Annotated in this window: 11 protein-coding genes; 7 read left to right on the top strand and 4 right to left on the bottom strand. The window is 68.6% G+C overall.

Annotated features, from left to right (window positions below; genetic code table 11):
• Positions 1-35 precede the first annotated feature (35 nt).
• Genes ACT3SZ_RS13160 through ACT3SZ_RS13145 form a run of 4 tightly spaced genes read left to right on the top strand, consistent with a single transcriptional unit; the run spans position 36 to position 4,732 of the window.
• Entirely contained in the window at positions 36-587 is a 552-nt protein-coding gene (locus ACT3SZ_RS13160; protein WP_444619310.1) for a helix-turn-helix transcriptional regulator, read from the top strand.
• A gap of 4 nt (positions 588-591) precedes the next feature.
• Complete coding sequence (locus tag ACT3SZ_RS13155; RefSeq protein ID WP_444619308.1) at positions 592-1,338, top strand: ABC transporter ATP-binding protein; 747 nt, start codon at positions 592-594, stop codon at positions 1,336-1,338.
• 5 nt (positions 1,339-1,343) lie between these two features.
• Positions 1,344-3,854, top strand: coding sequence for an FtsX-like permease family protein (locus ACT3SZ_RS13150; RefSeq protein ID WP_444619306.1), 2,511 nt, complete (start codon positions 1,344-1,346; stop codon positions 3,852-3,854).
• A 47-nt stretch (positions 3,855-3,901) separates the two neighbouring features.
• On the top strand, positions 3,902-4,732 hold the full coding sequence (locus ACT3SZ_RS13145; protein ID WP_444619304.1) for an esterase/lipase family protein: 831 nt from the start codon (positions 3,902-3,904) through the stop codon (positions 4,730-4,732).
• Between the two features lie 10 nt (positions 4,733-4,742).
• On the opposite strand, the gene ACT3SZ_RS13140 is transcribed toward ACT3SZ_RS13145, so the two are convergent.
• Entirely contained in the window at positions 4,743-6,356 is a 1,614-nt protein-coding gene (locus ACT3SZ_RS13140; RefSeq protein ID WP_444619302.1) for a sensor histidine kinase, read from the bottom strand.
• Between the two features lie 5 nt (positions 6,357-6,361).
• Entirely contained in the window at positions 6,362-7,045 is a 684-nt protein-coding gene (locus tag ACT3SZ_RS13135) for a response regulator transcription factor (protein WP_444619366.1), read from the bottom strand.
• 251 nt (positions 7,046-7,296) lie between these two features.
• Here ACT3SZ_RS13135 and ACT3SZ_RS13130 point away from each other — a divergent pair, with 251 nt between their 5' ends.
• Together ACT3SZ_RS13130 and ACT3SZ_RS13125 are read left to right on the top strand one after the other, a co-directional pair.
• Complete coding sequence (locus ACT3SZ_RS13130) at positions 7,297-8,094, top strand: L,D-transpeptidase (protein ID WP_444619300.1); 798 nt, start codon at positions 7,297-7,299, stop codon at positions 8,092-8,094.
• Positions 8,094-8,615: a GNAT family N-acetyltransferase gene (locus ACT3SZ_RS13125; protein WP_444619298.1), complete on the top strand. Its 522-nt coding sequence runs from the start codon at positions 8,094-8,096 to the stop codon at positions 8,613-8,615. The genes ACT3SZ_RS13130 and ACT3SZ_RS13125 overlap by 1 nt, the downstream gene beginning before the upstream one ends.
• Here the strand turns inward: ACT3SZ_RS13125 and crtI are convergent.
• Positions 8,560-10,167 carry a phytoene desaturase family protein gene (crtI, locus tag ACT3SZ_RS13120; protein ID WP_444619296.1) on the bottom strand — a complete coding sequence of 536 codons (1,608 nt, stop codon included), beginning with the start codon at positions 10,165-10,167 and terminating at the stop codon, positions 8,560-8,562. The two genes, ACT3SZ_RS13125 and crtI, sit on opposite strands and share 56 nt — an antisense overlap.
• Positions 10,164-11,090: a phytoene/squalene synthase family protein gene (locus ACT3SZ_RS13115; protein WP_444619294.1), complete on the bottom strand. Its 927-nt coding sequence runs from the start codon at positions 11,088-11,090 to the stop codon at positions 10,164-10,166. Before ACT3SZ_RS13115 ends, crtI begins: the two co-directional genes overlap by 4 nt.
• Positions 11,091-11,157: 67 nt before the next feature.
• On the opposite strand from ACT3SZ_RS13115, the gene ACT3SZ_RS13110 reads away from it, so the two are divergent.
• Positions 11,158-12,546, top strand: a complete 1,389-nt coding sequence (locus ACT3SZ_RS13110; RefSeq protein WP_444619292.1) for an MFS transporter — start codon at positions 11,158-11,160, stop codon at positions 12,544-12,546.
• Positions 12,547-12,560 lie beyond the last annotated feature (14 nt).

Genomic DNA, 12,560 nt, shown 5'->3' with positions numbered 1-12,560 from the left:
AGTAAGCACCCCGATTCCAGCAAGGAACCTGCACTATGTCCATCAAGTTCGCACTGCTCAGCCTGCTGGCCGAGCAACCCCGCAGCGTCGGGCGGCTGAAGTCCGACTTCGAGGACCGAACGCGCGCCACCTGGCCGGTCAACGTCGGACAGGTCTACCAGACGATCCAACGCCTCACCCGCGACGGCCTCGTCGAACCCACCGGGTCCGACACCGGGGAATCCGGACGGCATACCGAGGTCTACGCCGTCACCGACACCGGCCGTGCCGAGCTGACCGCCTGGTGGCACTCTCCCATCCTGCCGCCACCCAATGACCGCGACGACCTGGTGATCAAGACCGCGATGGCGGCGTCCGCCACCGGCCGCCTGCCGGACGGCATGGACTTCGCCTCCGTCCTACACAACCAACGTCTCGCCGTCCTCGACGAACTCCGCACGCTCACCAAGAGCAAAGCGGAGGTTCCACCGTCCACCGCGGCCGACCGGCTGCAGCTGGAGCGCCGGATCTTCGACATGGAGTCCCAGATCCGCTGGCTCGACCAGGTCGAATCACTGCCGCCCGCCACCACTACCGAGGAGAACTGACGCCATGACTCGCCCCAACGACACCTCACCCCTGTCCCCCCGGCGCCTCTCCGGCAACCGATCGCAGGACGCGACGACCAACGCCGCCGCCCTGTACCTCGACCAGGTCAGCCGGTTCCACCAGGATGGCCCCACCACCGTCACCGCGCTCGACAAGGTCAGTCTGACCATCGAGCCGGGCGAACTCGTCGCCGTGATGGGCCCGTCCGGCTCCGGCAAGTCCACGCTGCTCAACGTGGCCGGCACGCTGGACACCGTCAGCGACGGACGCGTCCTCGTCGCCGGGGTGGACGTCTCCCACCTCTCGCCGCAGGCCCGCGCCGAGGTGCGCCGCACCCACGTGGGCTACGTCTTCCAGGACTACAACCTGATCCCCACCCTCACCGTGGCAGAGAACGTCTCCCTTCCCCTGGAACTCAATGGGACGAAGCGGAAGGACGCCCGCGCCGCCGCCGTCGCGGCACTGGAGGAGATCAACCTCGCCCAGACCGCCGACCGGTTCCCGTCGGAGATCTCCGGCGGCCAGCAGCAGCGCGTGGCCGTGGCCCGCGCGCTGATCGGCGACCGTCACCTCTTCCTCGCCGACGAGCCCACCGGCGCGCTCGACTCGGTCACCGCGGAGTCGGTGATGTCGCTGCTGCGCGACCGGGTGAAGGACGGTGCTGCCGGCCTGCTCGTCACCCACGAGCCCCGCTTCGCCGCCTGGGCGGACCGCACCGTGCACCTGCGCGACGGCCGGATCGTGGAGTGATTGCCATGACTACACCCACCACCAGATCCTCCCCCACCGCCCGGGCCGGCGTGGCCTTCCGCCTCGCCCGGCGCGACCTCGCCTCCCACAAGGTGCGCACCGTCGTTGCCCTCCTGCTGTTCGCCCTGCCGGTGTCCTTGATCGTGGGGTTCGCCTCGATGGCGCTCGGCTACGACCGTGATTCCCAGAACTCCCCGATCAACAGTGCCAGTTCGCTGCAGTTCGAGAGGGAGGAGGCACAGGACACGACCATGGACACCGTGGACGCCCAGGGCGCGGAGCTCCGCGGTGCCATCGGCGACCTCGCGGACTCACTGTCCCCCGCAACCCTCCAGGAGTCCGAGTTCAGCAAGGGAGACAGGTCGGTCGACCTCACTGCCATCACTGTGCTCCCCTCGGCGGACGGCACCGGCCCCGAGGTCGACTCCGGCACCGTGCACCTCAACAATCAGGCTGCCTTCCTGCTGGACGCCGAGGACGGCGACACCGTCACCGTGGACGGCGCCGAGCTGACGGCCGTCATCAGCGCCGACTACCAGGGGTCCGTCGTCAGCGCCAACGACGTCCCGGTTAACCGCTCCGCGATGAACGTGACCTGGTACATGCCGCACGATTCTGAGCGCGCCGAGGAGATTGCGGAGGCAGTCGAGTCCTCCACAGGGGAGTTCCCCTCTGCCCCGAGTGTCCACCACCAGGGGGACTTCGGATCCACGTACTTCGATGGCCCCGCGACGGCGGCATCCCTCGGGTTCCTCGCTCTCGGAATCCTGCTGGTGTCCGCCGTGGTCACCCCCGTGTTCGCCGTCTCCGCGCGACGTCAACGCCGCGCGATGGGGCTGTTGAGCGCCACCGGCGCCGCTGCCCGCGACCTACGACTGACGATGCTCGCGCAGGGCCTCCTCGTCGGGCTGATCGGCACGGCCCTGGGTCTCGTCCTGTCCGTGGGAGTCGGCGCTGCGCTGACATCCCTCTACGGCGCCGGGTCGTTCTACTGGTCCTGGATTGCTGCTGCGGTCACCGGGGCCGTCGCCCTGATCTGCGGGGTGACATCGGCACTGGTCCCTGCCATCCGCGCGGGCAAGGAAGATCCCGTACAGGCGCTGGCGGATGGTGGGAGCCAGCGCATGTCAGGCTTCCGGCTCCGGATGCTCATCGGCCCACTGTTCCTGATCCCCGGTGTCGTCCTGATCGCGGCTTCCAACAACTTCGCGCTCCTCGGCATCGCCGTCGCAGGTATCGGTGTCGTCCTCAGCAGCGGTCTGTGCGTGTGGTTGCTGTCCCGCCTCGGAACCATTTTGCCCACCGCTGGACGGCTGGCGGTGCGCGACAGTCTGCGCAATAACCACCGGACGGTGCCGGCCATCGCCGCCATCGCGGGCACGACGTTCCTCGCCGCCTCCGTGCTCACGTTGTCCTATAACACGCAGGTCCAGACGCACTACCGCGACAACGTGGCGGTGATGTCGACGTACCAGGGCGGGGATGAGTCGCTCTACACCGACGAGATCGACAAGATCGGGGACCGACTGGGCGCCCTGTCCCACTACCCGCTCGCGGACGTCGAGTACCGCACCGTCGACGGCAGCACCTTCAACGTGAGTCTGCGCTTCGACGACGAGAGATACTCGTCCGGCTCCTACCCGTTCTATGACTGGGCGAATATTCGGGTCACCGACGGGAACCTGTTCTCCACCTACTCCGACATCGACGAACGTACTGTCCGCACTGCGGTCGACGCTCTCGCCGAGGGCAAGGCCGTGGTCTCGAACCCGGATCTTCTCGACGGCGATGAGCTTCCCCTCGATCTGCGCGAATACGATCCGTATTACGGCTACTCGGCCGGCTACTCCGACGACGAACCTGGACCCCCGGATGACACGCTGCGGATTCCGGCGGTCGTCGTCCCCGGTCTCACGGGTGACACCGGAAGTGACCAGGTGGCGCTGAGCCCAAGCACTGCGGCGTCCTTCAACCTCGAGTCGGAGTACCAGGGTGAGACCTTCCTCCTCGATTCGCGGCCGTCCCTCCTCGCGGCCGCCGGCACGACCATGGGAATCTGGCCGACGAACACCCCCTACGTCAGCGTTGAGACCCCTGCGGTCGACGGCGAACGGGCAATGTGGGTCACCATTCCCGTCGCCTTGAGCTGGTTGCTCACCCTGGGCACGGTGCTGCTGGTGGTGATGTTGGCGGCGACGGAGTCACGGCGTGACATGTCGACCATCACGGCGATCGGCGCGGGCCCCGGCCTGCTACGCAAGTTCTCCGCCGCGCAGGCACTGTTCCTCGCCCTTCCCGGGACCGTGCTCGGAGTCGTCGTCGGCGTCCTGCCCACGTTCAGTCAGTTCGTACGGGACGTACTGGGCCACTCCGAGTTCTACACCGGTTTCCTGACCCCGTCCCAGTGGCTGGCCCTCGGCCTGACCGTGGTGGTCGGACCGCTGCTGGCCTGGATTACCGGCTCGATCATCGGCGCGGTCACCTCGCGTGACCGCTCCCCGGTCCGGCGGCGGTAGCGGCATCCCGTCCGCCAAGTCTGCCGTCCCGGTGGCAGAGTAGGGGGATGCCCGCACCACGTCCCCCGCTGCTATGCCGCCTGCTCGACCGCCTACCGCAGGCGGCGGACCCCTGGCAGGACGCGCCGGACGCACCGGCCGGCACCGACGTCACTGCCGGCACCGGCGTCACTGCCGGTGCCGGTAGCACCACCCTGCGTCCTGTCGTCCTTGTGCACGGCACCGCCGGCAGCCGGGGGAACTTCGAGCGCATCGTCCCCGCCCTCCGGGAGTCGGGACGCCCGGTGCTGTCGGTGTCCTACGGCCACCGCGGGACCGGCGGGCTGTGCGACTCCCTCGAGGAGGTCACCGGGCATGTGTCCCGGATCGTCGAGACCCACGGCCCTGTCGACCTCGTTGGACACTCCCAGGGCGGGCTGTTGGCGCTGGCCTCCTCCGGCAGGCTCGATGCCGGGGCGGTGCGTCATGTCGTGGGATTGGCGGCGGACTTCCGCGGGGTGGCACGCCCGTGGTTCCGACCGCCCGAGCACCGCGTCCTGCACCGGCTGGACCGGGCGTTCTCCCCGGCGTTGGCCGATCAGCTCGTCGGATCCCCGGTGCTGCGCGAGGTGCTGGCCCATACTGTGGATTCCACGGTGCCGGTCACCCAGGTCATCACCCGTGGCGACTGGATCGTCCCGCGCGACCGGGCCCTCGCGCTGGGGTCACACGACACGCTGACCGGGTTGGACGCCCACCGCGGCCCGCTGCGCTTCGTCACCATCCAGGATCGATTCCCGGATGCGCGGATCAGCCACGCGGTGATCCCCCACCACCGCATCGTCGGCACGCTCGTCGTCGAGGCGCTCGACGCCCCGCCCGGGGCTCCAGGCACTTAGGCCGACCGGCTCAGCCGCCCCAGGTGTCCCGGCTCGAACCCGGATCCGAGTCCTCGTCGGGGGCGTTCGGATCCTCCGCATCACCGTCGGCAACCTCGTCGATCTCATCAACCTCGTCGACGTCATCGATCTCATCGTCAACGTCGTCGCTGTCGTCGCGCCACACCGGCAACAGGATCCGGAAGGTGGTCCCCTCCCCCAGCTCGCTCTCCACGGTGATCGTGCCATTGTGTAGCTCGATCAACCGCTTCACGATCGACAGCCCCAGTCCCGACCCGCCGGACTGGCGGGACCGCGAGACATCGGCACGGTAGAAACGCTCGAACAGGTGCGGGACATCATCGGCGGCGATGCCTTCACCGTCGTCGATAATCTCCACGGCCAGGTGGTCCTCGTCGGGCCGGCTCAGCCGCATCACCACCGAGGCATCCTCACCGGCATGGCGCATCGCATTGGTCACCAGGTTGCCGACAACCTGGTGCAGCCGGGCGCTGTCGCCCATCGTCACTGGGACCGACCGGGCCTCATTGCGCACGCTGACCGTGCGTCCCGGGAATCCCACGCGCGCATTCTCGGCGGCCGACAGGCAGATCTCCAGCATGTCCACCGGGTCCTCACGCATCGGACGTCCCTCGTCCATACGCACCAGCGTCAGCAGATCCTCGACCAACAGGCTCATCCGGCCGGCCTCCGCAGAGATCCGGTCGATGACCATGTCCGGGTCATTCGTGGCACCGGAGCGGTACAGGTCGGCGTAGCCGCGCACGCTGGTCAGCGGGGTGCGCAGCTCGTGGGAGGCGTCCCCGATGAACCGGCGCATCGACGACTCGGCCTCACGGGCCTGGCGTTCGGAGTCGTTCACCGCGATGAACGCCCCCTGGATCTGCGCGAGCATCCGGTTGAGCGCCACCGACAACCGGCCGACCTCCGTCTTCGGCGACCAATTGGGCACGCGCTGGTCGAGATGACCGCGCGCGATGCGTCCGGCGGTTTGTTCCACCTGGTAGAGCGGCTGCAAGGCGCGTCTGACCAGGAAAAGACTGGCCGCGGTGACAGAGGCCAGGATCAGCAGGCTGATGATGATCAGCATCGTGGTCATGCCGTCCATGATCTTCGACTCGCCGTCCATCGGCAGGGCGAAGACGGTCACGCCACCGTCCTCATTCGTCACCGCCGCGGCGCGCCACGGCGCCTGGGACGCGGAGTTGTCCGCGGCCGGAACCGTCACCGGACGCGTCGACTCAGTGATCGACGAGACGTCCGGCAGTGAGTCGTTGACGCTGTTCGGGCCGGTGGTCTGGCAGGCGTCGCCCGGCAGACCCCAGTACATCTTCGACGGGGGACGCTGCATCACCAGCTGGTCGTGGGACTGGTAAGTCTCCCGGCACGGCGACTCGGTGATGCTTGCCGCCCAGGCGGCACTGTCCTGCAGCTGCTCGTCGACCCGCTCGGTGAGGAAGCGCTGCATCATCCCGGTCACCACCGTGCCGGACACCGCCAGCCCCAGGGCTGTGAGCACCGTGATCACCAGGACCAGGGAGAACCTCAGGGGATAATGAGACAGAAAGACACCGGGGTAGGCGCGTCCCGCACGCCGGGCGCGACCGGCGATCCTGTCCGTCACCGCCATCAGCTACGCGGCAGCCGCAGCACGTAGCCCACACCACGCACGGTGTGGATCAGACGGGGGTCCTGGGTGTCGATCTTGCGGCGCAGGTAGGAGACGTAGGACTCCACCACGTTGCCGTCGCCGCCGAAGTCGTACTCCCACACCGCGTCGAGGATCCTCGACTTGGGCACCACGACCTCGGAGTTCACCAACAGGTAGCGCAGCAGCTTGAACTCGGTGGGAGACAGATCAACCACCTTGCCGGCCTTGGTGACCTCGTGCATATCGTCGTTGAGGGTGATGTCGGCGTAGCTGATGAGCGAGGGGTCGTCCTCCTCGACGGGCTGCACGCGGCGCAGGATGACCCGCAGCCGGGTGATGACCTCCTCCAGGGCGAAAGGCTTGGTGACGTAGTCGTCGGCACCGATGGTCAGGCCGTGGATGCGGTCGTCCACCCCGTCCTTGGCGGTGAGGAAGAGCACGGGGGCCTCGTGGCCGTCCTCGCGCAGTTTGTTGAGCAGGGTGAAGCCGTCCATCCCCGGCATCATCACGTCGAGGATGAAGGCGTCCGGGTGGAAGGTCTTGGCGATCTCGCGGGCGGTGGCCCCGTCCGCGGCGGTGCGGACCTCGAAGTCCTGGAACTCCAGCCGCGCCTTGATCAGGTCGGCGATATTCGCCTCGTCATCAACGACGAGGACCTTCACCGGCTGGGCGGAATGGGCACCGTGTGCACTGTGTGCACCATGCTGTCCGCTGCTGGTGTTGCTGGAATTGTTCGACACAGGCACGTTCATATCTCCCTAGTCTGGCCCGGCTTCCCGGATTTTTCATGCTCGGCACATCCAGGATACCTGTGACTTAGCTAGCGACTCCCGTAACCGTTCGGTGAATACTGCGGGACACACGGCCCTACAAAAGTTTCCCAGTTACGTTGCCAGGGGATAGGATGGCGCCCGTGAACATTCGGAGAGAGCCAGTACACCACACCCGCACCGCCGGCACCGCACGCACCTTCCGTCGCCGGGTGGCCGCCCTCGGTGTCGCCACCGTCGCCGCGATCGGCATCGGCGGAGCCGGCATTGCACCGGCCGTCGCCGCGCCGTCCGCCGCCAACCTGCCCTCGCTCGGCAACATCGAGCTGCCCGGACCGGACGAGATCAACGAGATGGTCCGCGACGGCGTCCTCGACGCGCACGACGCCGCCCTGCTGCAGGCCGGCCAGGTCCCCGAGCAGTTCCGCGATGCCTACGAGCAGGGCGTCCGCGATCTCGCCGACCTCGTCGCCCCGGGTGCCGTCCAGGATCGACAGGACGAGCAGGACGCTGCGGACCGCGCCGCCGCTGCCGCCGCCGCCGAGCGCGAGGCCCGCGCCGCTGCCGAGCAGCGTGCCGCCAGCACCACCAACACGCCCTGCCCGGCGTCCGCCCGCGTGTGCGTGGACATCGACGGCAAGCGCACCTGGCTGCAGCGCGACGGCGACACGTCCTACGGCCCGGTCAGCATGTCCCCCGGCAAGGCCGGCCAGGACACCCCGCGCGGTAACTTCACGGTGCAGTACAAGGTGAAGGACGAGATCAGCCGTGAGTTCAACAACGCGCCGATGCCCTACGCGGTGTACTTCACCAATAACGGCCACGCCTTCCACCAGGGCACGCTGGACGCCCTGTCCGCCGGCTGCGTGCGCCTGAACACCCAGGACGCCATCACCTACTTCGACGCCCTCAACCCGGGCGACGAAGTCTTCATCTACTGATGAACGACACCACTGCACTGCGCTACCGACCGGCCGTCGAGGCCGACCGGGAGTTCTTGCGGGCCCTCTACATCCTCACCGATCAGTGGGGTGATGAGTGCCAACCCGTCAGCGACGGCATCGAAGCTGAGATCGAGGCCTACGTCAACGGTTGGACCCCGGAACAGGGCGGAGTGATTCTCGAGACGGACGCTGGGCCGGACGCTGGGGTGCCGGTGGGTGGCGCGTGGTTGCGCACCTTCACCGCCGACGACCCCGGTGCCGGCTACGTGGCCGACGAATTCCCCGAGGTCGCCATCGCGGTGCGCCCGGAGTACTCCGGTCACGGTCGTGGCACCGCACTGATGGCCGAACTGCTGCGCGTCGCCCAAGAGGCCGGCTACCCCGGCGTCTCCCTGGCCGTGGACCTCGGCAATGACCGGGCCCGCCACGTCTACGCCAAGCTCGGTTACGTGGACAGCGAGGTCAACGGTGGCCTCGACCCCAGCGGTCGCTGCCACGTGATGCTGCACCGTTTCTAACGAGGCGCCGCACGGCGTTCTCCGCACTGATCAGGCACATCGGAACCCCCACCCCGGGGGTCGTGGTGGAGCCCGCGTAGTACAAGTTCGACACTGCCCGCGAGCGGTTCGTGCCGCGCATGAACGCCGACTGCGTCAGCGTGTGCGCCAGGCCCAGCGCCCAGCCGCGCCAGGAGTTGTAGCGCGTGGCGAAGTCCGCCGGACCCAGCGTCCGACGCACCACCACCCGCTCGGCGAGGTCCGGGATGCCGGCGCGCTCGGCGACGAGACGCACCGTCGCCTCGGCGACTGCCTCCACGCTGGCGGCGTCCATCGTCGGGTCGCAGGGGGTGGGCACCAGGATGAACAGGTTCTCATGACCTGCCGGTGCCACGTCCGGATCCGTCGCCGAGGGGCGCGAGACGTACACCGAGCGCGAGAAGTTGGTCTTGCCGGTACCTGCCCCATCAAAGACGGCGGCGAAGTCCGGCGTCCAGTCCTCGCTGAAGATCAACGTATGGTGCGCCAGCTCCGGTAGCGCCCCGCGCACCCCGAGCATCACCACCACCGCACCGACCCCCGGATCAGCCTTGCGCCACCGCGGCTCCGGGTAGGTGCGCAACCCCGGCGGCAGCAGGACGTTCTCGGTGTGGTGCAGGTCGGCGGCACTGACCACCACGTCGGCGGGGATGAACTCCCCGCCGGCGACCGTGACACCACGCGCCCGCCCCGAGGACACCGCCGCGCCCAGGCGTCCGATCCCGGGGGCCGTACGCAGCGGATTCGCCCGGTCGGTGTCGGTGACGATGCCCGTCACGTCCACGCCGGTGCGGACCTGCGCGCCGTGCTCCACGGCCAGCCGGTGCAGCGCCTCGACCACGCTGGTGAACCCGCCGACCGGGTACTTCACACCCTGGACCAGGTCGGTATAACTCATCAACTGATAGAGCGCGGGAGTCTGCGACGGGCGCGAGGACAAGAACACCGCCGGGTACGACAGAATCTGGCGCAGCCTACGATCGGCGAACCGCCCGTCCACCAGCGACTCCAGCGAGCCGGTCAGCAGCCGGGCCAGACGTCCCGCCCGGCGCAGCACACCGGCGGCGAGGAACGGTGCCGGGGAGGAAAAGTCGGTGTAGAGGAATCGCTCCACGGCGATGCGGTAGGTGTCCCCCGCTTCGTGCAGGTATCGGCGCACTTTCTCACCGGCTCCGGGCTCCAGTGACTCGAAGAGCTCCGCCACGGCGTCCTCCCCCACCGGCACGTCCACCGGGTCCAGGCCTTCCGGCAGCAGACGGTAGCCGGGGGTGAGGTCGGTGAGGTTGAGCTGCTCGGCGGTGGAGGTGCCCATCAGGTCGAAGAACCGGTCGAAGGCCTCCGGCATGAGGTACCAGCTCGGGCCGGTGTCCCACCGGAATCCCGGTGCCTCATCGACACGAAGTGAGCCGGCGCGCCCGCCGACGGTGTCCCCACGTTCCAGCACGGTGACCTGGTAACCCTGGCGTGCCAGCAGGCCGGCGGTGGCCAGACCTGCGATCCCGGCGCCGATGACGACGGCGCGCGGCGCGCTCACCGGTATGCTCCTGTGACTGAGCCGGCGAGTGCGCGGGCGGTGAGCGAGGCCTTCACCGGTGCCGGCACCCGCACGCGGGTACGCACGATCTGTTCCGGGGTGCAGCGCCGCAGGCGCGCGGACAACTCCGCGTACAACGCGGCGGCGGACGCCACCCCGGCGCGGCACCCCGACGGCAGGGCGGGAATGCGGCGACGCCCCGCGGCGATCCCGGCGTCCACCTCGTCGAGAATGCGGTCGCGCACCGCGACGGTCAGCGGGCCGTCCTGCAGTTCCGGCAGGTACAGCCGCCCGAGGACGTCCCGGTCGTCGGCGAGGTCACGCAGGAAATTGACCTTCTGGAAGGACGCGCCGAGCTCGGCGGCGCCGTCCTGCAGCCAGGCGCGTTGCGGCTCGCTCACCGGTCCGCTCACAGGTTCGGCGTGGGCGAGGAAGATGTCGAGACACATCAGGCCGATGACCTCGGCGGACCCGTGGATGTAGCGGGCCAGGCTGTCGCGGTCGTGCACCACCTGCTGCACATCGCTGCGCATCGAGGCGAAGAAGGCGCGCATGTGCTCCGGGTCGATGTCGCAACGACGCGCGGTGGACGCCCACGCGTGCAGCACCAGGTCGGTGTGGAATCCGGTGCCCGGCGCGGCGAGCACGCGGGCCTCGTAGTCATCAAGCACGCTGCGTACGTCGTGCACGGCGTGCTCGTCGCGCACGTCATGTGCGTCGCAACCCCCGGCAGCCCCGTCGACAATCTCGTCGGCGATGCGCACCACGGCGTAGAGGTTACGGATATCGTCGCGCACCCCGGCGGGCAGCAACCGCGTGGCCAGCGAGAAGGACGTGGAGTAGCGTCCGATCACGGTGGCGGAAACATGCTCGGCCAGGGCCGCGTACGCCCCGGCGGCGGTGCTGCGACTGCGAGTATTCATCGACAGACAGAGTACCCCGCCACACCCGGGTCCCCAGTATGTTCACCAGGGCAATAGTCTGTTGGTTATGGCGACCTCGCAACCTGACGATACCCGCGACCCCGACACCGCGACCGACACCGGGCACGACACCGCGCAGGACACCGCCGCGCTCACCGGGATCTACCGCGGCCCCACCCTCGCCTGGGCATTCTGGGACTGGGGCTCGGCGGCCTTCAACGCCGTGCTCGTGACCTTCATCTTCTCCGTCTACCTCACCGACTCCGTCGGTGGCTCCATCGAGGGCGGGTTCGGCGACGGTACCAGCCCCGCCACCTGGTACGGCTGGGCGATGGCCGCCGGCGGAGTCACGATCGCCCTCATCGCCCCGGTGATGGGACGCCGCGCCGATGCCCGCGGCACCCGACGTCGCTCCGTGACCGTGTGGACGCTGGTCACCGTGGGCCTGATGTTCAGCCTGGTCGGCATCGGCAACGACGCTCCCGGCTACTTCTGGGCCGGCATCGTCATCATGTCCGTGGCCTCGGTGACCTTCGAGTTCGCCGAAGTCAGCTACTTCGCCATGCTCTCGCAGGTCTCCACCCGAGCCAACGTGGGCCGGGTGTCCGGCTTCGGCTGGTCGATGGGTTACTTCGGCGGCATCGTCCTGCTGCTGTTCTGCTACCTCGGGTTCATCGCCGGCGACGGCGACACCCGCGGCCTGTTCAACGTCCCGGTCGAGGACGGCTGGAATGTGCGTGTCGTCGCCGTCATCGCCGCCGTATGGTTCCTGGCCTCGGCGATCCCGGTGATGTTCAAGGTTCCGGAGAACACCCCGGACCCCTCCGCACAGACCTCCTCGGTGGCGGAGTCCTACCGCGGACTATTCCGCGACATTGCCGACCTGTGGCGCACCGACCGCTCGGCCGTGTGGTTCCTCATCGCCTCGGCGGTCTTCCGCGATGGGCTGGCCGGCGTGTTCACCTTCGGTGCCGTGCTCGCGGTCTCGGTCTACGGGCTCAGTCCGGCGGATGTGCTGCTGTTCGGCGTCGGTGCGAACGTGGTCTCCGCGATCGGCGCCCTGGCCTGCGGCTACCTCGACGACAAGGTCGGGCCGAAACCGGTGATCATGGTGTCCCTGATCCTGCTGGTGCTGGACGCCTTCGTGCTCTTCTTCGTCGACGGCCCGGCGATGTTCTGGATCTTCGGGCTGCTGCTGTGCCTGTTCGTCGGCCCCGCGCAGAGTGCGTCGCGCTCCTACCTGGCCCGGATCTGCCCGCCGGGGCGTGAAGGCCAGATGTTTGGCCTGTATGCCACCACCGGACGCAGCGTGAGCTGGATGGCCCCGGCCGCCTTCGCCCTGTTCACCGGTATCACCGGCGAGGACCGCTTCGGCATCCTGGGCATCGGTGTGGTGCTGCTCGTCGGCCTGCTGTTGCTCACGAAGGCAAGGGGTGCCGGTACCCCCTCCCGGTAAGGTACGGTAAGCCT

It is taken from the genome of Corynebacterium sp. AOP40-9SA-29, from assembly GCF_052377405.1.
GTDB lineage: Bacteria > Actinomycetota > Actinomycetes > Mycobacteriales > Mycobacteriaceae > Corynebacterium.
The sequence above is the reverse complement of the archived record's forward strand: the minus strand, read 5'-3'. Positions and strand labels throughout refer to the sequence as shown.

Coding starts and splice junctions, on each gene's coding strand:
- ACT3SZ_RS13160 (WP_444619310.1), top strand. CDS start 36: ATGTCCATCAAGTTCGCACTGCTCAGCCTGCTGGCCGAGCAACCCCGC.
- ACT3SZ_RS13155 (WP_444619308.1), top strand. CDS start 592: ATGACTCGCCCCAACGACACCTCACCCCTGTCCCCCCGGCGCCTCTCC.
- ACT3SZ_RS13150 (WP_444619306.1), top strand. CDS start 1,344: ATGACTACACCCACCACCAGATCCTCCCCCACCGCCCGGGCCGGCGTG.
- ACT3SZ_RS13145 (WP_444619304.1), top strand. CDS start 3,902: ATGCCCGCACCACGTCCCCCGCTGCTATGCCGCCTGCTCGACCGCCTA.
- ACT3SZ_RS13125 (WP_444619298.1), top strand. CDS start 8,094: ATGAACGACACCACTGCACTGCGCTACCGACCGGCCGTCGAGGCCGAC.
- ACT3SZ_RS13115 (WP_444619294.1), bottom strand. CDS start 11,090: ATGAATACTCGCAGTCGCAGCACCGCCGCCGGGGCGTACGCGGCCCTG.
- ACT3SZ_RS13110 (WP_444619292.1), top strand. CDS start 11,158: ATGGCGACCTCGCAACCTGACGATACCCGCGACCCCGACACCGCGACC.